This window comes from Acinetobacter sp. BWR-L5 (genome assembly GCF_039655985.1).
GTDB classification, from domain to species: domain Bacteria; phylum Pseudomonadota; class Gammaproteobacteria; order Pseudomonadales; family Moraxellaceae; genus Acinetobacter; species Acinetobacter johnsonii.
On record NZ_JAGFEV010000011.1, the window covers coordinates 43,665 to 68,068 of the forward strand.

The following is a 24,404-nucleotide window of genomic DNA, read 5'->3' on the forward strand; positions in this document are numbered from 1 at the left end:
TTATACAAGTGTGCATTATTGAGACATCAAGATAAGGTGAGAACCTATTTTCGACTATGTCATAAAAGGACAAAATCTAACGAATTGACATTTTTTATCATTTTTGTCTAACAATATGAACAGTTTTGCCAATTCACTTTTCTTCAAGCAAAAAAAAACCAAGCCGCAGCTTGGTTTTTTAAACATATTACAGCGAATTAGTCTTCAAAATGAATCACTGTACGGATTGATTTTCCATCATGCATTAAGTCAAAGGCTTCATTGATTTTGTCGAGACCCATGGTATGCGTAACAAATGGAGCTAAACGAATGTCGCCAGTCATGGCTTCTTCAACCATACCAGGCAGTTGCGAACGACCTTTTACACCACCAAAAGCTGTCCCTTTCCAGGTACGGCCAGTGACCAGTTGGAATGGACGCGTTGAAATCTCTTGGCCTGCACCCGCCACGCCAATAATCACCGACTGACCCCAACCACGGTGTGCACATTCAAGTGCTGAACGCATAACATTAGTGTTACCAATACATTCAAATGAGTGATCAACCCCCCAACCCGTCATTTCAACAATGACTTCCTGTACAGGGCGCTCATGATCTTTTGGGTTTACAAAATCAGTTGCTCCGAATTCTGCTGCTAATTTATATTTGTCAGGGTTCGTATCAACCGCAATAATACGGCTGGCTTTGGCTTTTTTTGCACCTTGTACAACTGCTAGACCAATACCACCTAAACCAAAGACTGCAACAGTATCACCCTCTTGTACTTTAGCTGTATTTTTGACTGCACCTAAACCAGTGGTCACGCCGCAACCCAATAGACAGACGTGTTCAGGGTTAGCATCTGGATTGATTTTAGCCAAAGACACTTCTGCGACAACGGTATATTCAGAAAATGTTGAACAGCCCATGTAGTGATAAATCGGTTGTCCATTATAGGAAAAACGCGTTGTACCATCGGGCATCAGACCTTTGCCCTGCGTAGCTCGAACTGCAACACATAGATTGGTCTTGCCTGACTGACAGAATAAACACTCGCCACACTCAGCTGTATACAGTGGAATAACATGATCACCCGGCTGAACGCTGGTTACACCTTCACCGACCTGAACTACGATACCCGCACCTTCATGGCCTAAAACTGCTGGAAAAACACCTTCAGGATCATCACCAGATAAAGTAAATGCGTCGGTATGGCATACACCTGTATGAGTAATCTTGACTAAAACTTCACCTTTTTGCGGTGGAGCAACGTCAATTTCTACAATTTCCAGAGGTTGTCCAGGTCCAAAGGCAACAGCTGCACGTGATTTCATTTTCGCTATCCTTAACAGGTCTTTAACAGATGCGCTACAGTAACCGCTTTTTATTCTCTGTTTCAACCTATAACATGTGAAATATATAACGTATAAAAATTAGGTCTTTAAAATAAATATGCCGATACCAACTCATTGTCGACCGCTGATTTTTCTGAGCACCGTTTTAACATTGGCGGGATGTCAACTCGCCCCCAATCAAGCTAAGCCTTCAGACCCTGTAGAGATATATGCACAGCATTGGCTTAATGGTCAAGATGCGTCTGTACAGCAAAAACAGGGACTTACGGCCTATTTAGCTCTAGATGAAGCATTTATGAGCATTGCCTCACGCTTACATTTGATACGAGAGGCGAAGCACAGTCTAGATGTCCAATACTATATTTGGGGAGATGACTTTATAGGCCATATGATGTTGCATGAACTATTAAATGCTGCAGATCGTGGTGTGAAAGTACGCTTATTGATTGATGACCAAAACGGTACTGCACTTGATGAAACTCTCAAAAAGCTGACCGCTCATCCCAACTTTGAAATCAAATTATTTAACCCTTACAAATACCGTCATTTACGTGTGATTGATTATGCTTTTCGCTTCAATCACATTAACCATCGTATGCATAACAAGCTGATCATTGCTGATGGTGCAATTGCGGTAACTGGCGGTCGTAACATCAGCAGTGAATACTTTGATGCCAGTGAAAAATTCCAATTTACCGATTTGGACATTTTGTTTTATGGGCAAGCTGTAGAACATGCCAATAGCGTATTTCTAAGTTTCTGGAATGATGATCTCAGTTATGCTATTCCTCAATTAGTGGGCCGTGGAACAAAAGAAGAACTGGCTCAATTAAAACAGCACTATGAGGCAGATGCCTTAGATAAAAATGTGATTGAACAGAAAATTGATTTGGCTCGTATACAAGTCGATTCAGAGCTAACCAAACATCCTGTTAACTGGGCAAAGGCTCATTTCATTGCCGATTCTCCCAATAAAATTCGTGGTGAAGCAAAGCCTGATGAAATCATTGTCAAACAAATGTTCGATTTGATGGGCAAGCCTGAAAAGCATATGGAGTTGGTCTCCGCATATTTTGTTCCAACTACAGCAGGTGCCGACTATCTCTCCAATTTGGCAAAAAATGGAACTCGAGTTCGGGTCTTAACCAATTCGTTATTGGCTAATGATGTTGCCATTGTGCATGCATTTTATAAAAAATATCGCCGTGGCTTGCTCGAAAATGGTGTCAAACTGTATGAGTTTAAACCTTATATCGAACGAGAGAAATACACATGGTATGAAGTGGTAACTGGCCATGTGATTCCAGCTAAAGGTCGAAGTTCCTCACGGCTCCATGCCAAATTTTTTGATATAGACGGAAAAGTCTTTGTCGGTTCGTTTAACTTTGACCCACGCTCAGCCCATTTAAATACAGAAGTGGGCTTAGTGGTGGAGTCAGATCAATTGCAAAATGCAATCTCACACAAGTTAGATGAATTTCTCCCGCATATTGCATATGAGTTAAAGCTTAATCCTCAAGGCGATATCATTTGGCTTGAACATCAAAAAGATGGAACTGTGATTGAACATCAAAAAGAACCCGAAACTACAAAATTTCAGCGTTTTATGATGAAAGCCGTGTCATACCTACCCATTGAATGGATGATGTAATTACAGGTGAATGACGCTATCCATGTTCTCTAATGTAAGATAGCTTTCTGTTTAGGCTGAGTTGCTTTGTTTTTAGGCTCAGCTTAAAAATGCTTTAGCTATTACTACTCTTAATAAACGCCATTGAATATAAGACTCGAACAGAATAATTGGATTTCATATCTAAATTCATTCAAGGACTTGAAAGGTTTTACTCAGTACACACTTTGATTTAACATGCAGCCCTTCTTTTTTATCTCTCCTTTATAAAGTTTAGTAATGCAATTTTTTGATTTAAGTCGTCAGTTTAATCTCAGCAATATTTTAACCCCATACAAAACACTAGAAGATCTTGCTCGACAAGAATGGTTTCTAAGTAAAGTGCGTGTAGAACATGACTGCTTGGTTGACAATGACATGGTTGAAGGACAAGTCGTTTTAAAATCCAATCAAAATATCCAAATTGAACTGGAGTGGCAAATCCAAGATACAGGCCATGAACTTTTGGTTCAGTTTAAAGGGATCGAAACAGCTGCAAGTGAAGAGACTTTTGTTTTGGTGAAAGGTGCTCAATTGATCGATGAATCGCAACAACCACTTTCGGCAGGTGCACTCAGCCTTTGGATTGATGGAACCTTATTTCCTATGCTGCCGCAACTACGTAAACAGATTAAAGCGCGGCTTAATCTCTGGGACTATGTTGAGTACGAAGACTAAAACAGACCACTATCTACGAATGGTTGGAAGATTCAGTCATGTGGATAATCCCAAAAGTTACCTAAAGTAAGCCTATTTCAGAAAATAAGTTTTGATAAGCCTCAGCTTTTTTCTCTAAAGCCAAAGGATAGGCACGAGAAGAAGATGGCATCCGATAAAGCCTCAGGTCTCGTCCAGCAAAATGTGTCTCGGACTTCATGCCAATTTGTGGTTTTAACGTACCTGTAGGCATAGACAGCATGAGCGTATCAGTAGCTTTATCGCCAGTGGTCATCACACTATGACAATCGGGCATTTGTTCAAGTAAATGTTGTATATTGGTTGGGGTAATAATGTGCAAAAACTTATCTGAAGCATTGCCTTTTTGGCGAATCACTTCATAGGCCGTATCAAAAATCGCAATGCCCCGTTCATTTAAAAATGTACGGATCTGTTGTTCTTTAAATGTCTTCTGCTCGATATTGAGAAAATAATTTTTATCTTGGAAAAAACACAGACCAAATATTTTCCACATATCATTTTGAAAGTTTGGATAGTAAAAGTCCATTTTCCAACGGGCCTTAGGCGGTGGAAAGCTGCCCAGCATCAATAATTTGGCATTAGCTGGGAGGAACGGTTTAAGTGGGTGTTTTTCAATTTCAACTGAATGTGTCATAAGCTATAGAAAATTTGTCTTTATTGAATTTTAAAAAGATTGGCGTATTTTTTTAGCCACTTGTTTACCCCAAAATTGATAAATTTCTTTGCTAGGGTGGAAACCGTCTTCGGCCATAACTAAGTTTAAAGCCAAAAACTTCTTTAGATCGTACTCTACCCACTCCATCTGATTTTGCTGTGCGACAAATTGGCCTAATTCTAAGTTCATCGCTTTGGCATATTGACCGAACAACCATGCAAGTGGGTTTGGAAGTGCAGGAAACTGATCCATCGGTGGTACACCTGATGCAATTGTTAGTTGTGGACTAAACTTATGTTTGAGTATGTCATAAAGCTGCTTCTGTTTTGCGATCCAAGCCTGCGGCGATGTAAATTTTGTAATATCATTTACGCCCACAGAAGTAATGATGACATCAAAATGCTGTGTCTCAAGCGTTTGGATGGACTGAATGACCTGATCTGTGGTGAATCCCGTCGTTGCGTGTAAATAAAATTGAATACTAAACTCAGATGACAGTTCTTTTAAAATTGAACCCAATAACGCATCATCTTGAACATTTACACCAACACCAGCCGCCGCTGAATCCCCCAAAATGAGCAAGGAAAGCGACTTACCCACGCCTTTTTGTCCAATGCGCTCTCCTTCGGGTTCAGCCAATCTTGGTGTATTTTTTTTGACGGCATAGCCCTGAAAAAAAATGACTGGAATCAAAGCCAGCGTATAAATTTTTAATCGTATATTCAATGACTGGGTCTAAGCTAGCTAAGAGATGAAAATAGTATACGTTGAATTGCACCGATACACAGACTTAAATATTCTTCAGAAATCAAGAATTAATGTTGTTGTAGCCATTTTAAGTCTTTGTCTTCGGCTATTTTTCTAAGTGACAAATATAATCTACGACTTCACTTGCCATCATACTAAAGCGACTGTTGGCAGGAACATCAAAACTTTCACCTGCATGATACAGACTCATTTCAGTCTGTAGCCCAATTTTAACTTGGCATTGACCTGAAACAATTTCAATATGCTCCGCGACATGCGTTTCAAAAGTCAGTGGTTGATCTGTAGGCAAAATAACCCCAAGGGTCTTTTGTGAACCATCTTCACATTGAATAACATGACTAATTGAGCGCCCACCAAAATGAACATTGGGCTTTTTTCTAACTGAAACAAAGTCGAATTGTGTGGACATCTTGATCACCTTTTTTCTTCAATGCTACCTCGAGTTTATGACGAACTCATGAATGCACTCAAATGATCATCTGGAAATAGCAACGTGTGTTTAGAAGGCAGTGGCATAGTTAAAAATAAAAAGGCTGAATTCAGCCTTTTTATTTCAATCATTAACCCAGTTTATTGACCAATTTCAGCGGTAAAATTTTCATTGCTAAACCAAGTGGTAACCACGGCCATTTAGGAACATAGGCTTTTACAGGCGCTTTTTCAATTTCTGCGGCCAACAGTCGTGAACCTGTTTTTTCGTCGACTTCAAAAGGTAGCGGTTTGGCACCCTCATTGATTTCTGTACGAATATAGCCAGGAAAAATAGTCGTGACTTTGATTGGGGTATTGAGCAGTTCTGCACGAATGCCTTCAGCCAAATGTGCAACGCCCGCTTTACTTGCACCGTACGCTGTCAAATGTTTTGGCATCCCGCGAACTGCACTCATAGATGAGATAACAACCAAATGTCCTGCATTTTGCTCACGGAAAATTTCGACTGCGGCTTCACACTGCGCTAGAGCCGAAATAAAGTTGGTTTCAACCGTGGCTTTATTAATCGCAAAGCTCCCTTTGCCAATTCGACGCCCATCTCCAATTCCAGCATTTACAATCACACGGTCTAAACGGCCAAATTCTTGTTTAAATGCACGAAAGACTTCAAACACTTGATCGTAATTGGTCACATCTAAAACTTTAGGGATGACTTTTATTCCGTACTTGCTCTCAAGTTCCTGCTTTAAACTTTCAAGGCGATCTAAGCGTCGTGCACAAATCGCCAAGTTATAGCCTTTTTGTGCAAATTCACGTGCCATACCTGCACCAATGCCAGAACTTGCCCCTGTAATTAAAATTGTTTTAGCCATGTCTTAATCCTGTCCTTAGATCCATGTCAGTAAGTTTGAGTTTTCGGCTTTAATAAAATGATGTTCATTTAGACTTAAAAGCTGCGGTTCATTGCCCACCAGTCGTAATGTGGTCATACTGCTGTTGGCAATGGCCCAATTTAGCGCAAAGGTTTTATTTGGACTTAAGTCCAACAGCTTACCTGCAACCACTGAAATTACACCGCCTGAAGTAAACACCACAGCATAGCGCGGTTTGGTTTGAGCCAATTCATCACACAAATCTTGTAAAGCGACTTCAATTCGACTTTTAAATTCAGGCCATGATTCATCGTATTCATGGTGATAGTCGCCCCCTGTCCAGCGTTCAATTGCCCCTTCAAATATCTTGGCCAAATATGCACGTGGGTTCGACTCTTTAGCCACATCGGCTTTTAGTAAATGTGGCTCGTTAAAACGCGGTTCGTAATGGGCAAAGACTTGCTGATGATTGAACTCATTCCATGCAGAATCTGTTAAGACATCTACTTCAGGAAAGCATTCAGCCAAAGAAATACATGCCGTTTGCTGATGTCGCTGCATGGAGCCTGACACCACTACAGGCGCTTCTTTTAAGATCTGATCAAAATATTGACCCAAAATTTTGGCTTGGAGTTCACCATTGGGAGAAAGTTGATCATAACTTTCTGCACCAAAAGATGCTTGCCCGTGGCGAATGAAATAAATAGTGGTCATTTGCCTAATATTTCCTTCATTTTAACAATGTATTTTTGAGCAACTTCATTGGCTTCAATTTTCTGTAAACCAATCAATTTAAGTGCGCGAATATGGAGAGCGTGAATTAAAATCCAAAAATCTTTGAAAGCTGGGTTATTGGTCTGTTTATGGTGATAGCGATAATAAATTTGTTGGGCAATCACGGCTAAACGGAAAATGCCAAAGACTTCATAAAAGGTCCAATTCTCGACGTCTAAACCCGTTTTTTCTAAATAATAATCGACCACTTCTTTACGTGTGAACATGCCTTTAAGATTTGTCGGTTGACGACGTGTCGCTTTAAAAAGTGCACTATCCGACTCTTCAACCCAATATGCCAAGGCCGAACCTAAGTCCATCAGTGGGTCACCGAGCGTTGCCATTTCCCAATCCAAGACACCAATAATTTGTGTCGGATGATTCGGATCTAAAATAATATTATCAAAACGCCAATCGTTATGAATTACACAAGTTTTTGAGTCTTCTGGAATATTATCCTTAAGCCACTTACGTACATATTTAAATGAAGGGACATTAATGGTTTTGGCTTTTTCAAAACGAGCGTCCCAACCTTCCACTTGACGACGGCAGTAACCATCACCTTTGCCAAGGTTCTCAAGCTCTGTGCCTTGGTAAGGGACTTGATGAAGTTCGATCAGTTTATCAATCACATTGATACACAACTCACGAACTTGGGCTTCTTTAAAATCTAGCTCTCTCGGTAAGTTGGCACGTGGAATAATGCCTTCTACACGTTTCATCACGTAGAAGTCACAGCCAAGAACAGATTCGTCCTGACACAATGCAACCATTTCGGGAAGTACAGGATAAAAAGGGGTTAAATTCTTTTGCACATGATATTCACGTGCCATGTCATGTGCAGATTTAGCTTTGGTACCTTTGGGTGGGCGGCGTAGAATTAGATCGACATTGTCGTATTTCAATCTATACGTCCAGTTAGATGCACCGCCTGAGTATTGCGTGACTTCAACCTGCCCTTGTAGATCGACACCTTGTGCTTTGAGCCAGTTTTCTACGGCTACAGCATCCAGTTCTTCACCCGCCCGAACTGTTCCACCTACATCAATCGCTGACATTCTTTTTTCCCAAACTCTCAATCTTTTCTTTATAACTTAGAAGATCATCTATTTTTATTTCAAAACAATGAATTAAAGAGATGATCTTCTCCTCTATTATTTTTTACGACGCGTACTATAGCCACGTTTTGCCAGTTCTAATTTTGCAATCATGCCTTTATGCACTTCATCTGGACCATCGGCCAAACGCAGTGAACGTGCTTGAGCGAAGAAACCTGTCAAAGGCGTATCACGCGACACACCTGCTCCGCCGTGAATTTGAATCGCCATATCGACCACTTTTTCAAGCACACTTGGCGCAACGACTTTAATTGCAGAGATTTCGGTTAACGCTGCCATATTCCCTAAAGTATCCATTTTATACGCAGCATACAAGGTTAATAAACGTGCTTGATCAATTGCAACACGTGCATCAGCCACGCGCTCTAGGTTTCCGCCTAATTTTAAAATCTCTTTGCCAAATGCAGTACGACTCATGCCGCGATCAATCATCAACTCTAAAGATTTTTCCGCAGCACCAATGCAGCGCATACAGTGATGAATACGACCCGGCCCTAAACGACCTTGGGCGATTTCAAAACCTTGACCTGCACCACCAATAAAGTTGGAAACAGGAACACGAACATTACTAAAGCTAATTTCGCCGTGACCATGAGGTGCATCGTAGTCACCAAAGACTGGTAACATTCGTTCTATTGTGACTCCAGCCGTTTCAACAGGCACTAGAACCATCGAGTGTTGATGATGACGATCTTTCGTTTCATCTGGTGTATGCGCCATAAAAATAATAATTTTGGCATTGGGGTCGCCTAAGCCTGAAGACCACCATTTACGGCCATTTAGCACAATTTCGTCACCTTCGATCACGGCTGTTGCTTGCATATTGGTCGCATCAGATGAAGCAACGGCAGGCTCTGTCATGCAGAAAACAGAGCGAATTTTTCCATCCAAAAGCTGCGTAAGCCACTCTTGCTTTTGAGCTTCAGAGCCATAACGCCACAATACCTCCATGTTGCCACTGTCAGGCGCATTACAGTTAAACACGGTCGGCGCAAGAAGACTTCGACCTGTGAGTTCTGCAATATGAGCATACTCTTGAACCGATAGACCTTGACCCAATTCAGGACATGGCAAAAACATATTCCATAAACCCGCAGCTTTTGCTTTGGCTTTGAGCGTTTCAAGTTGTGCAGGCCACTGCCATTTGGTCCAGTCGCCACCTTGGTTCAGTTCATGTACCTCATGCCAAAAGTCAGTTTCGATCGGCTCAATTTCGTTTTGAATAAATTGTTTGGTACGTTCTACATAATCTTGAGCACGTGCTGAAAGTTCAAACATGGCTGCTTCCTTCGATCTATTTTGATATTTTCGCTTTACATCAACATAACCTAAAAACTAATATGAACAAAATGATTTTATTTTATAGATCAGCATGAACAGTATTCATAGTAAGTCACCCATTGATATGGGGCTTTTTCATCGCATCGATATCAATTTATACCCGCTTTTTATTGCAATTTATGAGCAAAAAAGTATTTCTAAAGCAGCTCAAATCTTGTCGATTACGCAGTCTGCTGCCAGTCATGCCTTGCAGCGTCTACGTAGCCATTTAAAGGATGATTTATTTGTGCGCTCAGGCAGCCAAATGCTTCCAACACCTTTTGCAGAACAAAATTACCTGATTATTAAAAATGCTTTAATTGCGATTCAAAGTATTTCCATGCAGCAGCAAAGCTTCGACCCGAATATGGTTCAAAGTCTAAAAATTGCGATTCATGATGAAATCGAACCGATTGTTTTCCCAAAGTTAGTCGCTCACTTTCAGAAACTTGGACTAAGTATTCAGTTTATGAGTAGTAAGCTGGACCGTAAAACAGTAGATGCTGATTTAGTTTCTCAACAAATTGATTTTGTGATTGATTTGGAACAAAACTTTGGCGATAAAATTCAATTTGAGAGCTTGGTCAAAGACCAGTTTGTGGCTTGTACTCAGCTCCAGCAAATCAATGCTGAATTGTATTTGGCTGCACCGCATATTGGTGTATCTTCGCGGCGTACTGGTGTTTTAATTGAAGATGTTCATTTAAATCGTAAGCAACTGTCTAGGCAGGTTTTCTTGCGTTGTCAGCACTATTCCACTGCGCTACAAATTTTAGAGCAATATCCCAATGCAATTTTAACGATTCCTCAAAATATTTTGAGCCATTTACATGTTTCCCCTCTACTCAATATTTTTGATGTTCCTGTGAAACTACCGCAAATGAATATTGGAATTTATTGGCATAAAAATTTAATGGAAAATAAAAGACATCTTTTTTTAAGAAGCGAAATTTATAAAATTTTCGCTTAGGCTATTTTATATCTCATAAAGTTGCTTAGGCTATTTCTAAATAAACTAGCTATTGGCTTTTTTATTTTGTTAAAAGTTTGTTCCAGTTTACTTGTTTAATTAAACATCTATTTTGTTATGAAAAATAAACACTTGAGATCACTTAAAGCATTTTAAATAGTGTATCTACCATACAATGTCTTTTTGATATTTTTATTTTCCATTGCTCTCCTCTATGTTTGATCACCTGTCCAATAGCTGGCTCATCGGTATTGGCTTCGTCCTTTGCCTGATACTGGTATTTATTTTTTATAAAATACAAAATGCTCTCAGCCAATTTCTCCATCCTTTTAAAAAAGGTAAAACCTATTGGTGTCGAATTACGGCTATAAGTGATGGTGATACGCTAATATGTTATCGCTTTAACTTTCGACGCTCTGAAACCAAATTACGCTTTGCCTATATTGATGCGCCTGAGTCGACTCAAAGCTATGGGCCTGAATCTAAACGCTTAATCAAAAAAATGGTTTATCGGAAAGTGGTTCGTGTTCGCATTACAGACATTGATCGTTACGGTCGTTGTGTAGGTGAAATCTATCGTTTTCGAAGAAGTATGAATGAAGAGATGGTCAAACGTGGTGCAGCATGGGTCTATGAGGACTATATAAAGGATAAAAAGCATTTGAAACATATGAATGCTTTACAAAGTCATGCGAAAAAGCATAAGAAAGGTTTATGGCGCGGCACCCGCCCTATTCGCCCGAGTGACTACCGCAAAATGAAGAAGTAGTCGTTCTGTAAAAACTAAGCCTAAAAAAAGCCGCTCCATCGTGTAGAGCGGCTTTTTCATTGATTATTTGAAGACTTTAAAGCGTACAGCATCATCCACAAAGCCTTTTTCTTTAGCTTCGCCCTCAACGGAACCGAAGACCAGTTGTGCACGCAGTTTCCAACTTGCAGGCACATCCCACTCAGCATGGACTTCTTCATCTACAATTGGATTGTAATGCTGTAAAGATGCACCTAAACCTAAGGTATGTAATGCAGTCCAAGTTGCAAACTGTGCAATTGCAGTTGAATGCTCTGCCCATACTGGGAAATTTTCAGCATAAGATGGAAATTGCTCTTGTAGGTTCTGAATTACATCTAAATCTTCAAAAAATAAAACTGTTCCCACACCTGCTGCAAAACTGGCCATTTTTGCCGTTGTTTTAGCCGCACTTTCTTCATCTTTAGCGTAAGACTTCAGTTTTTCAGCCACAAAAGTCCAGAACTTTTCATGTTCCGCATTAAATAAAATTACCGCCCGAGATGACTGTGAATTGAACGATGATGGGCTTTGTTTAATGGCAGTTTGAATCAAATCAGTTAAAAATTCAGGGCTGTGCTCGACCTTTTTACCAATGGCATAAATGGTACGACGCTTTGTGATTAAGTCGATGAACTGATTTGACATATTATAAAATCCTTACGGCTATAGTGTGAATGATGACGCAATGTATCAAGCAATATTAATTCCAACATTTGACCAAATAATAAAATTTAGTGCTTTAGATGCAGTTTAAATACTTTCTTGTGCTCGCAAATACATAGTTTTGCTATCGATATAAAAAATCCTCCATTTGGAGGATTTTTTGAATGACTTAAAATTTGGCTTCTAAGACTTGAGTTGGAATTTTATTTTTCCATAAGTCACGAAGAACGGGTAAATAGAACTTTTCACCCAGTTCAACCAATTCTGCATCGATCAATGCATGAATCTCATGCATAAATAAATAATCAAGTTCAACTGTTTTCAACTGTTGCTGTGCTTTTGCAAAGTCTTTGCGTTTTTGTTGTGCACGTTTCACTAGAGCATCGGCAAAATCTTTATCTTTAAACTGTTTGATCGCGTTTAAGCGTAATTCAATCACGCCCCAACCACTCAACAACAGTTTGAAAAGTTCAAAGTCAGTCGTAGTTGATTCCCATGTCATTTCTTCAAGATTTTCATTTTCAGGTAGAACAGGAAGTAATAACTCCATAACACTTGGAAAAATCTTTTTGAAATTTAAAACAAATTTAACAGGATGTTCACCCGGATAATCGTTAAATTGCACGTTTTTCTGAACATCTGTCAAATAAATATCAAGCATGGTAACTCATCAGCAGTTTATCTTTAGTCGACCATTGTACCGACTTCGCCCAAAGATAAAAACCGCTGATGTTCATTTGCTCTTTAGTTGAGCATCTGGACCAAGGGCTATTTTACATTTGGGGAAATCATTTGCTCTGGACGTACCACTTCATCAAACTGCTCAGCCGTAACTAAGTTCAACTCTACAGCCACCTGTTTTAACGTTTTCCCTTCTTTATAAGCTGTTTTGGCAACTTTCGCTGCATTTTCATAGCCAATCACTGGGTTTAAAGCCGTAACTAACATCAATGAGTCATGTAAGAAGTGGTCAATTTTTTCACGGTTTGGTTCAATACCTACTGCACAGTGATCATTAAAACTATTACATGCGTCACCCAAAAGCTGAATCGACTGCAACAAATTAAACGCAATCACTGGCATGAATACATTCAGTTCAAAGTTACCCGATGCACCCGCAACATTAATCGTGGTGTCATTGCCTAATACTTGCGCCACCACCATGGTCATCGCTTCACTTTGAGTCGGATTCACTTTCCCCGGCATAATACTTGAGCCTGGTTCATTTTCAGGAATACGTAACTCGCCAAAACCACATCGTGGGCCACTTGCCAACCAGCGAATGTCATTGGCAATTTTGTTCAAGCTTACCGCAAGCGTTTTTAATGCACCTGAGGCAAACACTGCTGCATCGCGCCCAGCCAATGCTTCAAATTTATTTGGTGCAGTCACAAAAGGCAGCCCTGTCAACTCTGCCAGTTGCTCCGCTGATTTTTCTGCATAATCAGGATGAGCATTCAACCCTGTACCTACAGCGGTTCCACCTAAAGGTAGTTCATACAAACCTGAAAGTGCTTGTTGTAAACGCTTTAAGCCGTGATCGAGCTGAGAAACATAACCGCTAAATTCTTGACCTAAGGTTAAGGGTGTCGCATCTTGTAAATGAGTTCGGCCAATTTTGACGATGTCAGCAAATGCTTGAGACTTTGCCTCTAAAGTATCTCGAAGCTGTGTCACCGCAGGAATCAGTAATTCATTGATTTGAATGCTTGCTGCAACATGAATCGCCGTTGGAAACGAGTCATTGGTCGACTGAGCACGGTTCACATGATCGTTCGGGTGTACAGGTTTTTGTGCACCTAAGGGATTGCCAAGTTTCTGATTAGCAATATTGGCAATCACTTCATTACAATTCATGTTGCTTTGTGTGCCTGAACCAGTTTGCCATACTACCAATGGAAACTGACTATCCCACTGCCCTGCAATCACTTCATCCGCAGCACCGACGATGTATTGCGCCAATTCTTGTGGAATTTGGTTGAGCTCAGCATTGGTCAATGCTGCTGCTTTTTTCACTAAGCCCATGGCACGAATCATTGGACGTGGTAGACGTTCACTGCCAATTTTAAAGTTTTGCAAACTACGCTGAGTTTGAGCACCCCAAAGTGCTTCACTCGGTACTTCAACTTCGCCCATCGTGTCATGTTCAATACGTGTTTGCATTTTAACCTCTTCCTTTTTAAGTGAATTGCAAAATGATTATTTTGCGCTTGTTTTCCTTATCTTAATGATTAAGCAAAAATATGCAAATGATAATTGTTATCAGTAATTTAATTAACGGCCATCTAGACTTTGTCGGTAGAATCGCCATCCATCTTCAAGGGTTTGTTCTAAACTGCGTTTCGCTTGCCAGTGTAAAACGTTTTTCGCTTTACTACACTCTGCTGCGACCTGATCTAATTCCACGATGTGCGAATCCACCACATCGACTGTAGCAATATCACTTTGCGTCACGCTTTCAACTTTTTCAAGCAACTGCTGTATCGACACACTTTGACCTGCAATATTAAAGGCTTCGCAAGCAAACTGTTGGGTGCTTAACCATTGTAACGAAGCTGCAATCGCATCACAGGCATCGAGGATATGTAAAAAACTACGCTCTACGGTATGATCTGTGGTTTGTGCACTTTTTCTGAGCTCAATGTGATCACGCTGTTTTGCAGCGACTTGCATCAACAGGGGAATAATATTTTTCGGTAAAGGCGGGAACAGTTCTCCGAGCATCGCATTTTCAAATGCACCAGCAACATTGCCCATTCTTAAAATTGCAATTTTCCATTCATTATCCGTTTTTGCTGTATCTCGAATAATTTCTTCAACCATTTGCTGCGATTTGATATACGGGTTTGGATAGCCGTAATTCAGTTCTAAATCTTCTTCTAAATGTAGGCTGGATTCACCATAGACCGCAAGACTTGAAAGATGAACCAAAGTTCTGACACCTGTGCGCTGCATGGCACGCAGTAAACTCATGATACAACTGACATTATCGTTATAGTATTCCAAAGGCTTGAGTACAGATTCTTCAAGCGATTTGAAACTTGCTGCATGCACCACTGCATCGATGGAATACTGCTCAAAAACTTTGTTTAAAGCAGGCGTATTTCGTATATCAATTTTGACAAAAGGCACATACATGCCACTAATAAATTCTAATCGTTCAAGAGTTTGTAAGTTCGCATTGGATAAATTGTCTACAATAATGACCTCTTGCCCATGCGCCATAAAGCTCAAAGCAATATGAGAGCCTATAAAGCCTAAACCACCAGTCACTAAAATCATTGTATACATACTCCTTATAATAATCAGCAAGTTGCGTTTTATTGGTGTATTTATGGTGTTTCAAATGACTTATCCACAGATATTAAACGCAAAAAACCGACTCAAAATTCTCTTGAGTCGGCCAATCTGCAAGAGCACTATACCACCATTTTAAAGGTTCGGAATATCGCATGTGTTACAGTTGTAGCTATGTACTGTATATCGTTTATGAAAAGGAAAATACTTATTGAAGGAATTGTGTAGCTCGAAATCTTGCTACGTGATTTTTTTCAAAGAGTCTGCATTTGAATTGACAATATTTTTCTCTTTTTATATAGTTAGGCAACATACTATATTGCAACTAATTAAATGAATCTTGATCAAAAATACAAAGCTCTTTTGGGTGAAGCACAAAAAAGAAACTTGCCTGATATCGAAGGAATACAACTTTGTTTTATGACTCTTTCACTTGCTTCCAGCATAGATCGTGATTGTGCAAATCAGCTCTCTTTTCATGGTCTATCTGAAGGACGATTCATTCTTCTATTTTTACTTGAAGCAGCTTGTGAAGGAATTGCCCCTAAAACTCTTGCAGAACAAGCTGGAATTACCCGCGCAACAGTAACTGGTTTGCTTGATGGCCTAGAACGTGAAGGATTAATAGAACGACAAGCAGACACAGAGGATCGTCGTGCTTTAAAAATACAACTCACTTCAAAAGGAAAGTTAATAGCTAAAGAAGTTTTTGACCAGCATAGTCGCTGGATCTCAGGCATATTTGGCAATCTTTCTTCTCATGAACGTGAACAATTAACCCAATTATTAGAAAAAGTCTCAAACAACCTCACCAATAAGGAATAATCATGAATCACTATCTTGTCGAGCTTTATACCCCAAATTCTGCTTGGAAAGCCTTATCATTCGATGAGCGCAAAAATTATTTAAATAATGTAGGAGCCGCAATGGCTGGACTGTCTGATGCTGGAGTTAAAGCGCTAACACTCACTCAAATTGACTCTAAAATTGATCAAAGTAGTGACCATCAATTCTTAGCTGTTTGGCACTTTCCAAATCAAGAGGTTTGCAATGCTCTACTCGACGGTATCCAAGCAAGCGGTTGGTATAACTATTTCGATCATGTGAATGCTGCCGGAGAGGAAACTAGCTTTAGTGAACATCTTGAAGCACTCACCTGTATCTGATTTTTAATCAAGCTATCCATCTTGTAGAAACAATTCCAAGTAAGCATTGGTAAGTTTCTTTTAGAAAAATACTCATTTCCTACTTTAAATTATATGAAGCCTCTACTCTACAAAATCGGTAGCTATTCAAAGTTTATTTATCAGTGTCTCAATTAATGCTTATCCGCTATCTGAAAGTGGAAAGGTTTTACCTTATGGTCGTGTAAAAATTAGTCGTGAAGGAGAGCTGTTAAGTCTGGCTAAATTGACAATTGGTGAAGGAATTTGGAATACGGATAAAAAGAAAGCACCACTTGGGAGTTGTAACATCACTTTGCCGGAATCAAATTTACAACTTGTTGAGGTTGAATTAACATTAGGTTACACAGTAAAACCGGCAGATAGTGTGGGATATGTAACCCCTATTCCTCCATATAAAAATTATACTTTTAAACTAAATTCAGCAGCTAAGCGTGTAAACTAATGAAACAGATATTATTCCCGCTTTTACTCTCGATCCTTCCCCTTACGGCTTGTAGCAGTGCAAGTGAAACGGAAATCCACACACAAAGCTCAACAACTGGAGCTGATGCTGAACTCTCTCTGGACAGTCAAAAAATCATAAATGAATATAATCAGATATTAATTCAATCTCAAAACGAGCCAGACCCAAAATTACCAATCAAAAGCTCAAGGAAATTCTTCCTCAGATCTCTCAAATTAATTCAGAGAAAGAACGAAATAATCTTTCACTTAACATCAATATGAGACTTGGTAATTATGCTGAAGCCTATGCTATTACAAATAAAATCTTGGCAAGAAAAGAAACAACTAATATGAAAAATCTTCAATGTTTACTCATTGAAGTTTTAAACAAACCTAAGAAGGATATTGAAGACTGTTATTTATACAACGCCAATTTATATAAAAATAAATTAGATAATATGCCTAAAGATGCCCCTTATTACGATCAAACAGAATGGGCATACTATGCAAGTTTGCTTCATGCAGTTAAAAAAGACTATAAGTTAAAATTAAAACAACTTGTAGACTCAAAAAAATCGCCAGAAGACAAAGAAATTTATGAGATGCTCTATGAGGTAGAAACTACCCCGGATGGTAGGAAATCAATCTTAGGTAATTATAAGCCCCAAATGTAATGCCAAAAAACCAGCCTAGGGCTGGTTTTTGATAGTATCAAAAGAGATAAATCCACAGCACACATGCAATGCCGCCAAGCCACACTTTACATCTATTCTAGCATCTATCTGTGTACGGTCATCTGTAGCCATTTCAGACCAAGAGTTTCCATAAAAATATCGGCAAATGATTGCATCCATCATTCATCTAACACTTCTGAATTACCCTGCATATCTAATATCAAGCGCTGTACTGCCCTAGCTTCATTATCATCAATCTGACAAACTGTCTTTGTAAAGAAAAGATTTGGCTTGGCTTCCGAAAGAAAATGAGCCACAATAATTTCATTCTTTTGTTGCTCGGTCAGCTTCTTATATTTTTGAGCTTTCACAACACTATCTATTGCTACAGCGATTGGATTGATACTTCTTCCACATGTACCAGATACGGTATTCATCCAAGCCCCAAATTGATATAACCACCCCTCTAAATGAAAACGTGTCCAGTCTACTGCTTGCATAATCGTTACTGCTGCCGTCATCCCAAATCCCCTACCATATTCTCTATTTGCTCAATCGCTTTGCCGCTTTTCACTTGCTCGGTGCTAAACCGTATTACCTGATAACCCATCATTGCTGCTGCGTTATATTTATCTAAGTCTCCTAAATACCCCTTACCCCGTGTATGCCTACCATTACTCCAGATCCCGCCTTCAACCTCGACCAAGATCCTTCTCCCCATCAAATGAAAATCAGCCCTCCATTTACGTGTAGGGTGAAACTTAAACTCCTGCTCAAAATCAATGCTTAAAGCTCTCAGAGCGGTGGCCAATAGCACCTCACCCTCACTCTGTACCTTTTCACCTTTAACCTTTGGGCGCTTAGATCCTCTTTTGGGCTTATTCGTACCGATCATCTTTTTGTATTCAGCAATGGAGTAGCTGCTTGTCACCACTTCACCTCAAACAACTGTTTTGCCTTATCCGTTAAAAAGAACCGAGACTCATCTGCAAAACCTGCATCTTTTCGTTTGATATACCCAGCTTGCTCTAAACTCTTCAGGTATCGCTGTGCTGTTCTTAAACTTAGGTTGCTTAATGCCGTTTTGCAGAGTTCAGATACCGTTGCTATTAGATCGTCACCACTAAATCCACATTGAGCAATTGCTTCTAGTAACTCATCCGCTTCATTGCGCTCCTTGGCCTTAGATATGATTCGCTTGTAAACACTGCTATAAACTTTATAAAACGTATCTGTTGAACCTAAATATCCATAAGGCTTTACAACTTCATCAAATGCTTGTTTTGCAAATTTATTGATTTCATGAGATCGATTCTGTTTTTCGTAAGTCAAAGCCTGCAACCAAGCCTCATCATGGCTTTGGTATTCATACTTACCTAGACACCAATCTTTAAATTCGTTTATCGGCACCAGAACATCGCTATCAAAAGGTAATAATAAAAGCAGACGCTTTGCTTCTTTCGATAACGGTACGTTTCGAGACTCGCCATTTTTAGTCATCGGCAGATGTACAAAACCATCTCTCAAGTCTGATCTGCGCATTGCCAGTATTTCACCTTCTCGCATTGCTGTTTCAAGGGCAAATAGAAATGCCCATGCTACATAGTGCTTTGACTTCTCAGGTGTAGATACACCATCCCAATCCAACGCTTTAAGTAATACTTCTTGCTGTTCAGGCATAATCCGCTGATTTCGTGATCTTTCCTTACTTGGCATCGGCACAGTTTGCCAAACATTCGACTCAATTAAAAAAAGCTCTTTCACGGCATAAGTGAAAACAGCCGAATAGATAGCATGCTCATTTCTTAAAGTTGATACTTTGACTTCTTTTTTACGTTTATTTCGCCATTCAACAATGTCGCTGGGTTTAAAATCATAGATAGACTTATCAGCACCATTGGGTGCAATGCGATCAAGGTTTTGAATCTTGAGCATAATTGTTCTAGCAGACCGCATGTGTCTGCCATGCTCTTGATAGTACTTATCGCATAATTGACGAAATGGGTATGTTGGCTTTATTCCTTGTTCTAAATCAGCCTTACCTGTTTTAAGCTCTAGCAGCTTGATTGATGCCTAGTGCTCGCACTCTTTTGCAGTATCTCTGGTCACTGAGTATCGCTGCTTGTCAAAAGTAACAGTGATACGCCAGATTGACCCACGTTGTATTGGTTTCGGAAGCTTCATTTTTCTTGGTGCAGATTGCCTTTTATTCTATCGGGAATGTAATAAAAAGAAAGAAGACACAGGGAATTTCGTGTAGATAAAAAATGATTTTTTGTTCTTTGATATTTAAATCAATTCTATAACATGTTGTTTTTAAAATAATTTTTATATTATGTGCTAAATTCTTTAGATACCACCTAAAATCATTGTATACTACCTTTTTATTATGAAGTCCGAATATACCAAGCAAAGTTTGGACATTCCTCTAGTGAAGTTTGATGAGTACTTTATTACTAATTACCTCCGCACCGAGTTCAATTCATGCATGGCATGCTTTAGGTTTAGCACAAGCATTGCAAGCGAAAAATGAACCCTTTCGAGTGTTTTTCTACCAAGATGCTGTTCAAGTTGCCAATGCCCTGCAATGGGTACCTGACGACCAACGGAATCTATGTTCTGAGTGGCAAAAACTCTCCATTCGCCTACCCGTTTGTGTAAGTGCAGCTTTGGCCCGAGGAATTACCGATGCCGAAAATGCACAGCGTCATCAGTTAGCACAGCATAATCTTGCTACAGGTTTTGACTTGGTAGGCCTAGGGGAACTGGCCGATGCCGTTCAGTCTGCAGAGCGCTTAATTAAATTCTAAGTGCGAAGTTTTCAAGAATTTGTTGCTTTTAAAAGGTATATTGTGTGAAATCTGTACTGGTTATTTTAACCCAAGCCAATTTGAACTCTTTGCAGGTGCATGAAAGCCTCTCTGCAACCATGGTTCTTGCAACTTTTGGCTGTGAAGTCAAAGTCTTATTACAAGATGCTGCACTCAGCTTATTAAACAATGCTCAATCATTTGAACCCTTAAAACATGCGTTTAAACTGGCTTCAAACATGGTGGATAGCTTTGAGTTTTATGACTTAAGCCCGATTTGGATTGAAACTAAGAATCAAGCTTCTGCTTTTGTTCAACAAACCGAGCAAGAACTTGAGTGTGTTGAACTCAATGCCAATTTAATACAGCAGTTTGACCATGTATTGTATTGGTAAGGAAACAATTATGAGCAAAACACTTTATCTCGTACAGTCTCCATTTTCCGCGACGGAACAAGCGCTGAGTAAATTACAAAACCTCTATCAATCAGGGGATGATGTGGTTTTAATGGGTGATGCAGCCCTGTATATACAGCATACTTGTATTCAGCAGCTAGCTTGTGTATTTGTGCTTGAACAGGATGCTGAAAATATTGCTGCTATCCATTCGAGTAACCTAGAAACCATCAGCTATGCTAGGTTTGCTGAGCTATGCTTAAACCATAGTCGTTGTATCAGTTTGAAATAGTTTTGAGTGTTTAGATGAATTTAGAATTAGACCAAGATGGTCATTTAGTCGATTACACCATTTGGAATCAAGAGGTTGCAAAAGATTTAGCAAAATCTTTAGAGCTTAAATTGACCGATTGGCACTTTGAAATCCTCATGGCAGTGCGTCAATTTTACCAACAGTTTGGACACTCACCTGCAACACGTCCGCTAATTAAGTTTTTAATGAAAACAGTCAGTGCAGACATCAATAATGCCATACTGCAAGAAAAGTTTAATACTGGGCTTGTAGCGCGCCATCTGAGTCGTTTGGCAGGCGTGCCAAAACCTGCAAATTGTTTATAAACTTAAGCATGTTTAACGTCTGATTGAACAGCTAAAGCATCAACATAAACCTGTGTCGGTATCGCTTTGATGTCTTTGGCATGTATGGCATCACCACATTCGTTACAAACCAAATGTGGCTGAATGCTATGCCCACAGGTTTTATGAATAAATTGCACGGGACGACCGAAGCCTTCGTCCATCCATTGATCGGCCCATGTTGCCATGGACATCAGCACTGGGTATAAAGCCAAACCTTTTTCAGTCAGACAATATTCAAAGCGCTCTTGGCGATCTGTATAGGGTCTTTTCTCCAAAATATCATGTTCAACCAAACGCTTTAAACGCTCAGAAAGCACATGACGAGTGACACCTAAGTTTTGTTGAAAACTTTCAAAACGGCGTGCACCCAAGAATGCATTTCGTAAAATCAACATCGTCCACCGATCGCCAATCACCGACAGCGTTCGTGCAATTGAGCACGGTTGTTCCCCGATCTCATCCCATTTCATTGTAAAAAAACCAAGTCTATCTTAGGTCTAACGTTAAAAGATTTAAGACCATAAGAAAAGCTCTTTTTACCAAGCTTTTCTTATGCTTTTTTAACATTTAAGACGGCTCAAAGACATCTGAATGTCATGAAGACTTAAGCACAGCTCATTTCAGCCTTTTGAGGTTGGTCAGGGATCATAAAGTCTTCCATTCCCAGCTCACCTTTTTGATATTCATTGAGACGTTTTTGAATGACATAATACAGCGCCTTTTTGTGTGCTTTTGACAGGTTCATCTGTTGAAATTGCTGCTTCAAATGCCCTAACAACACATCTATGGGCTGTTCCTCTTCTTCCATCAAATACAAATAGCCAAAGATCGCACCACTTAATAGCGCTTCAAAAGAAAACCCATGTGAGACATTGTACGCGACCGATGAAAATACACGTTCAAATGCGCTCAGCTTACGCAATGGATCACGCCCAACCCGACTACATGGATCTTTATAGGCATACTGGCAAGACTGATCAAAACTTCGTGCTAAGCGCGTTAAATCATTTTTGCGTTTTGGCAGGTAATGCGTCAGACCCTGCGTCACTTCTGCAAGCAGTTTTTCAACATAATACTGCACTCGCGAATCGCCCATCGCTACGCCAATGGTTTGATGCCCGAGTAGGCTAGCATACCACGCAGTCATGGCATGTACGCCATTCCATAAACGGTTTTTAATAAGCTGAATATCTGAAATTTGATCTACCAAGATCATTTGACGCATTTTACTGAGTAAGGGACTTTTGTTTTCCACGTAAATCGGCATATCCATTTCAGCATTGAAAAGGATTAAATCCATATGCTGTAAAATATGACTCGGTTGGAAATTTTGCCTTAAATCTTCTACATATTCACTGGCACGGCGCTCTTGTTCTGCACTGAGCTTACTAACATCTTCAACTTCAATTTGATTACTCTCGTCATCAAGTTGATATTGCTTAAAAATATTGTATTTAATGCACAGTTGACGATATAGATTTTTATCGCTCAGCTTAGACACCATACGGTTGACTACCGTATCGCAGAAATAGTGCTGCTCTAAAATAAAATCAGCAACAGCATGGTCTGTTAACTCCACCAATGCTTTACGTACCTGCTCTAGAACCAACTGCTTGGCACCAATTTTATTTAAGATAATTAACAGCGTCAGTGGAGTTTGAACTTGCTCATCTTGTGCCAGATAGCGCGCATAAAGGCCCTGTGCAATGGTCGCTGCTTCACTGGCTAAAGCATTTTCAGCTAAACAAATCGCAATTAAACTCGACTCGACGTACATGGCATGCATCTGCTGTAAGTCTTCAGCATCAATAATATGCATATTTTCAATACGCTCATCATAAGACACTTGCCCATAGCGAATACAATACGCCCCAAAAGCGTTTACAGCTGAACGGTATAAACTGTTGCGTGTAGACGCATAGATTTTTTTAGGACGCGTATAGCCATCCCAATGCGACAAGATTTGTGCAATATAGCCTCCGCCAATGGCGCCAAATCCATGAATCCCCACAGTTAGTTGATTTAAAGTTTGAGGAAAGCTTTCTTGTAAGTTGGGCATTTCCAGATGTGAGCTGTAGATATCTAATTCCGTTAGATAGTCATACATATTTTCAAAATAATAATTGGCATGTGCCAACATGCTTGCATTGGGTTCCTTAATATCTTTGAACAGTACACAAATCCCCCCAGCATCATGTGCCGAACGGATACCATTTTCAGAGTCTTCAAACATAAAACACTGCGCAGGTTCAAGGTTTAGTTTTTGTGCCGCACTTAAGAAAATTTCAGGATGTGGTTTCCCTTTTTCAACCTCATCACCACAGACCAAAACATCAAAAAACTTATAAACATTGGCATTGATTAAATACTCTTCAGCAATCGCTCTTCGACTAGAGGTCGCCACAGCCATACGTAATCCTGCTTTACGTAAGCGTTCTAGAACTTGTACCAAACCTTTTTTAATCGGCACACCATATTGGCGCACTGTTTCTAATTCTAATTCATCTGCCCGTTTACGAATCTCTGCATAGGGAACTTCCTGTCCATATTGCTTTTGCGCCAAGGCTTCCGCACTTCGGGCGCTTAAGCCTAAACATGCCATAAGGTAGGCATCTGAAAACTCGACCCCAATTAGCTCTTTGGATGCCTGTTTCAAGGTTTGAAACCGTAAACGCTCGGTATCAAACATTGTTCCATCCATGTCAAAAAGCGCACCGTGCACAATATCATTCTTAAATTTAAACATTTAGCCTCCGTTTTTATGTTTGCACTTAGACTATACAAAAATCGGGCACAGAGACTTTGATCTGATTTTATGAAACATTTTTGTTTAATTATTAATCAATAAATTAGCATTTAGGCGTTTTTTTGTAACCATTAGGTAATATTAAGTA

Annotated in this window: 27 protein-coding genes and 2 pseudogenes; 12 read left to right on the top strand and 17 right to left on the bottom strand. The window is 39.8% G+C overall.

The features are described 5' to 3' along the window. Window positions 1-197 precede the first annotated feature (197 nt). Window positions 198-1,313 carry an S-(hydroxymethyl)glutathione dehydrogenase/class III alcohol dehydrogenase gene (locus tag JZ787_RS16020; protein WP_346312830.1) on the bottom strand — a complete coding sequence of 372 codons (1,116 nt, stop codon included), beginning with the start codon at window positions 1,311-1,313 and terminating at the stop codon, window positions 198-200. Between the two features lie 118 nt (window positions 1,314-1,431). On the opposite strand from JZ787_RS16020, the gene JZ787_RS16025 reads away from it, so the two are divergent. Together JZ787_RS16025 and JZ787_RS16030 are read left to right on the top strand one after the other, a co-directional pair. After that, window positions 1,432-2,985 carry a phospholipase D family protein gene (locus tag JZ787_RS16025; RefSeq protein ID WP_346312831.1) on the top strand — a complete coding sequence of 518 codons (1,554 nt, stop codon included), beginning with the start codon at window positions 1,432-1,434 and terminating at the stop codon, window positions 2,983-2,985. Window positions 2,986-3,243: 258 nt separating this feature from the next. Then, a complete protein-coding gene (locus tag JZ787_RS16030) occupies window positions 3,244-3,681 on the top strand; it encodes a hypothetical protein (protein ID WP_010326636.1) in 438 nt (145 codons plus the stop codon). A gap of 61 nt (window positions 3,682-3,742) precedes the next feature. Here JZ787_RS16030 and JZ787_RS16035 read toward each other — a convergent pair whose 3' ends face one another. The 7 genes from JZ787_RS16035 to JZ787_RS16065 form a co-directional block, all read right to left on the bottom strand. Continuing rightward, complete coding sequence (locus tag JZ787_RS16035; RefSeq protein WP_010326635.1) at window positions 3,743-4,336, bottom strand: uracil-DNA glycosylase family protein; 594 nt, start codon at window positions 4,334-4,336, stop codon at window positions 3,743-3,745. Between the two features lie 30 nt (window positions 4,337-4,366). Next, window positions 4,367-5,077, bottom strand: a complete 711-nt coding sequence (locus JZ787_RS16040) for an SGNH/GDSL hydrolase family protein (RefSeq protein ID WP_346312859.1) — start codon at window positions 5,075-5,077, stop codon at window positions 4,367-4,369. 133 nt (window positions 5,078-5,210) lie between these two features. Next, window positions 5,211-5,534 (bottom strand): pyrimidine/purine nucleoside phosphorylase, encoded by a 324-nt coding sequence (locus tag JZ787_RS16045; RefSeq protein WP_218288872.1) that lies wholly within the window; start codon window positions 5,532-5,534, stop codon window positions 5,211-5,213. 151 nt (window positions 5,535-5,685) lie between these two features. After that, window positions 5,686-6,429: an SDR family oxidoreductase gene (locus JZ787_RS16050; RefSeq protein WP_279735151.1), complete on the bottom strand. Its 744-nt coding sequence runs from the start codon at window positions 6,427-6,429 to the stop codon at window positions 5,686-5,688. 15 nt (window positions 6,430-6,444) lie between these two features. Next, on the bottom strand, window positions 6,445-7,143 hold the full coding sequence (locus JZ787_RS16055; protein ID WP_346312832.1) for a histidine phosphatase family protein: 699 nt from the start codon (window positions 7,141-7,143) through the stop codon (window positions 6,445-6,447). Next, window positions 7,140-8,261, bottom strand: coding sequence for a phosphotransferase family protein (locus JZ787_RS16060; RefSeq protein WP_346312833.1), 1,122 nt, complete (start codon window positions 8,259-8,261; stop codon window positions 7,140-7,142). Before JZ787_RS16060 ends, JZ787_RS16055 begins: the two co-directional genes overlap by 4 nt. A gap of 96 nt (window positions 8,262-8,357) precedes the next feature. Then, window positions 8,358-9,599, bottom strand: coding sequence for an acyl-CoA dehydrogenase family protein (locus JZ787_RS16065; protein ID WP_346312834.1), 1,242 nt, complete (start codon window positions 9,597-9,599; stop codon window positions 8,358-8,360). Between the two features lie 94 nt (window positions 9,600-9,693). Between JZ787_RS16065 and JZ787_RS16070 the strand changes: the two genes are divergently transcribed. Together JZ787_RS16070 and JZ787_RS16075 are read left to right on the top strand one after the other, a co-directional pair. Beyond that, window positions 9,694-10,611: a LysR family transcriptional regulator gene (locus JZ787_RS16070; RefSeq protein ID WP_234966359.1), complete on the top strand. Its 918-nt coding sequence runs from the start codon at window positions 9,694-9,696 to the stop codon at window positions 10,609-10,611. A 214-nt stretch (window positions 10,612-10,825) separates the two neighbouring features. Continuing rightward, on the top strand, window positions 10,826-11,380 hold the full coding sequence (locus JZ787_RS16075; RefSeq protein WP_234966356.1) for a thermonuclease family protein: 555 nt from the start codon (window positions 10,826-10,828) through the stop codon (window positions 11,378-11,380). Between the two features lie 63 nt (window positions 11,381-11,443). On the opposite strand, the gene JZ787_RS16080 is transcribed toward JZ787_RS16075, so the two are convergent. The 4 genes from JZ787_RS16080 to JZ787_RS16095 all read right to left on the bottom strand — a co-directional run bounded on the left by JZ787_RS16080 (window position 11,444) and on the right by JZ787_RS16095 (window position 15,346). Further along, complete coding sequence (locus JZ787_RS16080) at window positions 11,444-12,046, bottom strand: nitroreductase family protein (RefSeq protein ID WP_183175768.1); 603 nt, start codon at window positions 12,044-12,046, stop codon at window positions 11,444-11,446. A gap of 187 nt (window positions 12,047-12,233) precedes the next feature. Continuing rightward, entirely contained in the window at window positions 12,234-12,725 is a 492-nt protein-coding gene (locus JZ787_RS16085; RefSeq protein ID WP_004693302.1) for a hypothetical protein, read from the bottom strand. Between the two features lie 107 nt (window positions 12,726-12,832). Next, window positions 12,833-14,227: a class II fumarate hydratase gene (gene fumC, locus JZ787_RS16090; RefSeq protein ID WP_234966354.1), complete on the bottom strand. Its 1,395-nt coding sequence runs from the start codon at window positions 14,225-14,227 to the stop codon at window positions 12,833-12,835. A gap of 111 nt (window positions 14,228-14,338) precedes the next feature. Beyond that, a complete protein-coding gene (locus tag JZ787_RS16095) occupies window positions 14,339-15,346 on the bottom strand; it encodes an NAD-dependent epimerase/dehydratase family protein (protein WP_184118522.1) in 1,008 nt (335 codons plus the stop codon). Between the two features lie 348 nt (window positions 15,347-15,694). On the opposite strand from JZ787_RS16095, the gene JZ787_RS16100 reads away from it, so the two are divergent. From JZ787_RS16100 to JZ787_RS16115, 4 genes are all read left to right on the top strand, one after another. Beyond that, window positions 15,695-16,186: a MarR family transcriptional regulator gene (locus JZ787_RS16100; protein WP_346312835.1), complete on the top strand. Its 492-nt coding sequence runs from the start codon at window positions 15,695-15,697 to the stop codon at window positions 16,184-16,186. 2 nt (window positions 16,187-16,188) lie between these two features. Continuing rightward, window positions 16,189-16,527: a DUF6616 family protein gene (locus JZ787_RS16105; RefSeq protein ID WP_346312836.1), complete on the top strand. Its 339-nt coding sequence runs from the start codon at window positions 16,189-16,191 to the stop codon at window positions 16,525-16,527. A gap of 244 nt (window positions 16,528-16,771) precedes the next feature. Further along, entirely contained in the window at window positions 16,772-16,990 is a 219-nt protein-coding gene (locus JZ787_RS16110; RefSeq protein ID WP_346312837.1) for a hypothetical protein, read from the top strand. 280 nt (window positions 16,991-17,270) lie between these two features. Then, on the top strand, window positions 17,271-17,666 hold the full coding sequence (locus tag JZ787_RS16115) for a hypothetical protein (RefSeq protein WP_346312838.1): 396 nt from the start codon (window positions 17,271-17,273) through the stop codon (window positions 17,664-17,666). A gap of 15 nt (window positions 17,667-17,681) precedes the next feature. On the opposite strand, the pseudogene JZ787_RS16120 reads toward JZ787_RS16115, so the two are convergent. From JZ787_RS16120 to JZ787_RS16130, 3 genes and pseudogenes are all read right to left on the bottom strand, one after another. After that, window positions 17,682-18,187 (bottom strand): annotated as a pseudogene (locus tag JZ787_RS16120) (hypothetical protein). After that, window positions 18,184-18,561, bottom strand: coding sequence for a DUF559 domain-containing protein (locus tag JZ787_RS16125; RefSeq protein ID WP_346312860.1), 378 nt, complete (start codon window positions 18,559-18,561; stop codon window positions 18,184-18,186). Before JZ787_RS16125 ends, JZ787_RS16120 begins: the two are co-directional and overlap by 4 nt. Window positions 18,562-19,064: 503 nt before the next feature. Next, window positions 19,065-19,850: pseudogene (locus JZ787_RS16130) on the bottom strand (tyrosine-type recombinase/integrase); the annotation flags it as partial. Window positions 19,851-20,107: 257 nt separating this feature from the next. On the opposite strand from JZ787_RS16130, the gene tusD reads away from it, so the two are divergent. The 4 genes from tusD to JZ787_RS16150 are packed head-to-tail and all read left to right on the top strand — an operon-like array spanning window position 20,108 to window position 21,489. Further along, a complete protein-coding gene (gene tusD / locus JZ787_RS16135) occupies window positions 20,108-20,476 on the top strand; it encodes a sulfurtransferase complex subunit TusD (protein ID WP_346312839.1) in 369 nt (122 codons plus the stop codon). Window positions 20,477-20,520: 44 nt separating this feature from the next. Next, complete coding sequence (locus tag JZ787_RS16140; RefSeq protein ID WP_148826149.1) at window positions 20,521-20,871, top strand: hypothetical protein; 351 nt, start codon at window positions 20,521-20,523, stop codon at window positions 20,869-20,871. 10 nt (window positions 20,872-20,881) lie between these two features. Further along, window positions 20,882-21,163: a DsrH/TusB family sulfur metabolism protein gene (locus JZ787_RS16145; RefSeq protein WP_114837033.1), complete on the top strand. Its 282-nt coding sequence runs from the start codon at window positions 20,882-20,884 to the stop codon at window positions 21,161-21,163. 14 nt (window positions 21,164-21,177) lie between these two features. Next, window positions 21,178-21,489, top strand: a complete 312-nt coding sequence (locus JZ787_RS16150) for a TusE/DsrC/DsvC family sulfur relay protein (RefSeq protein ID WP_346312840.1) — start codon at window positions 21,178-21,180, stop codon at window positions 21,487-21,489. Window positions 21,490-21,491: 2 nt separating this feature from the next. Here JZ787_RS16150 and JZ787_RS16155 read toward each other — a convergent pair whose 3' ends face one another. Further along, a complete protein-coding gene (locus tag JZ787_RS16155) occupies window positions 21,492-21,980 on the bottom strand; it encodes a helix-turn-helix domain-containing protein (protein WP_346312841.1) in 489 nt (162 codons plus the stop codon). Between the two features lie 134 nt (window positions 21,981-22,114). Further along, the gene (locus JZ787_RS16160; RefSeq protein ID WP_346312842.1) at window positions 22,115-24,256 is read right to left on the bottom strand and encodes an HAD-IA family hydrolase; all 2,142 of its coding nucleotides are present in this window, start codon (window positions 24,254-24,256) and stop codon (window positions 22,115-22,117) included. Window positions 24,257-24,404 lie beyond the last annotated feature (148 nt).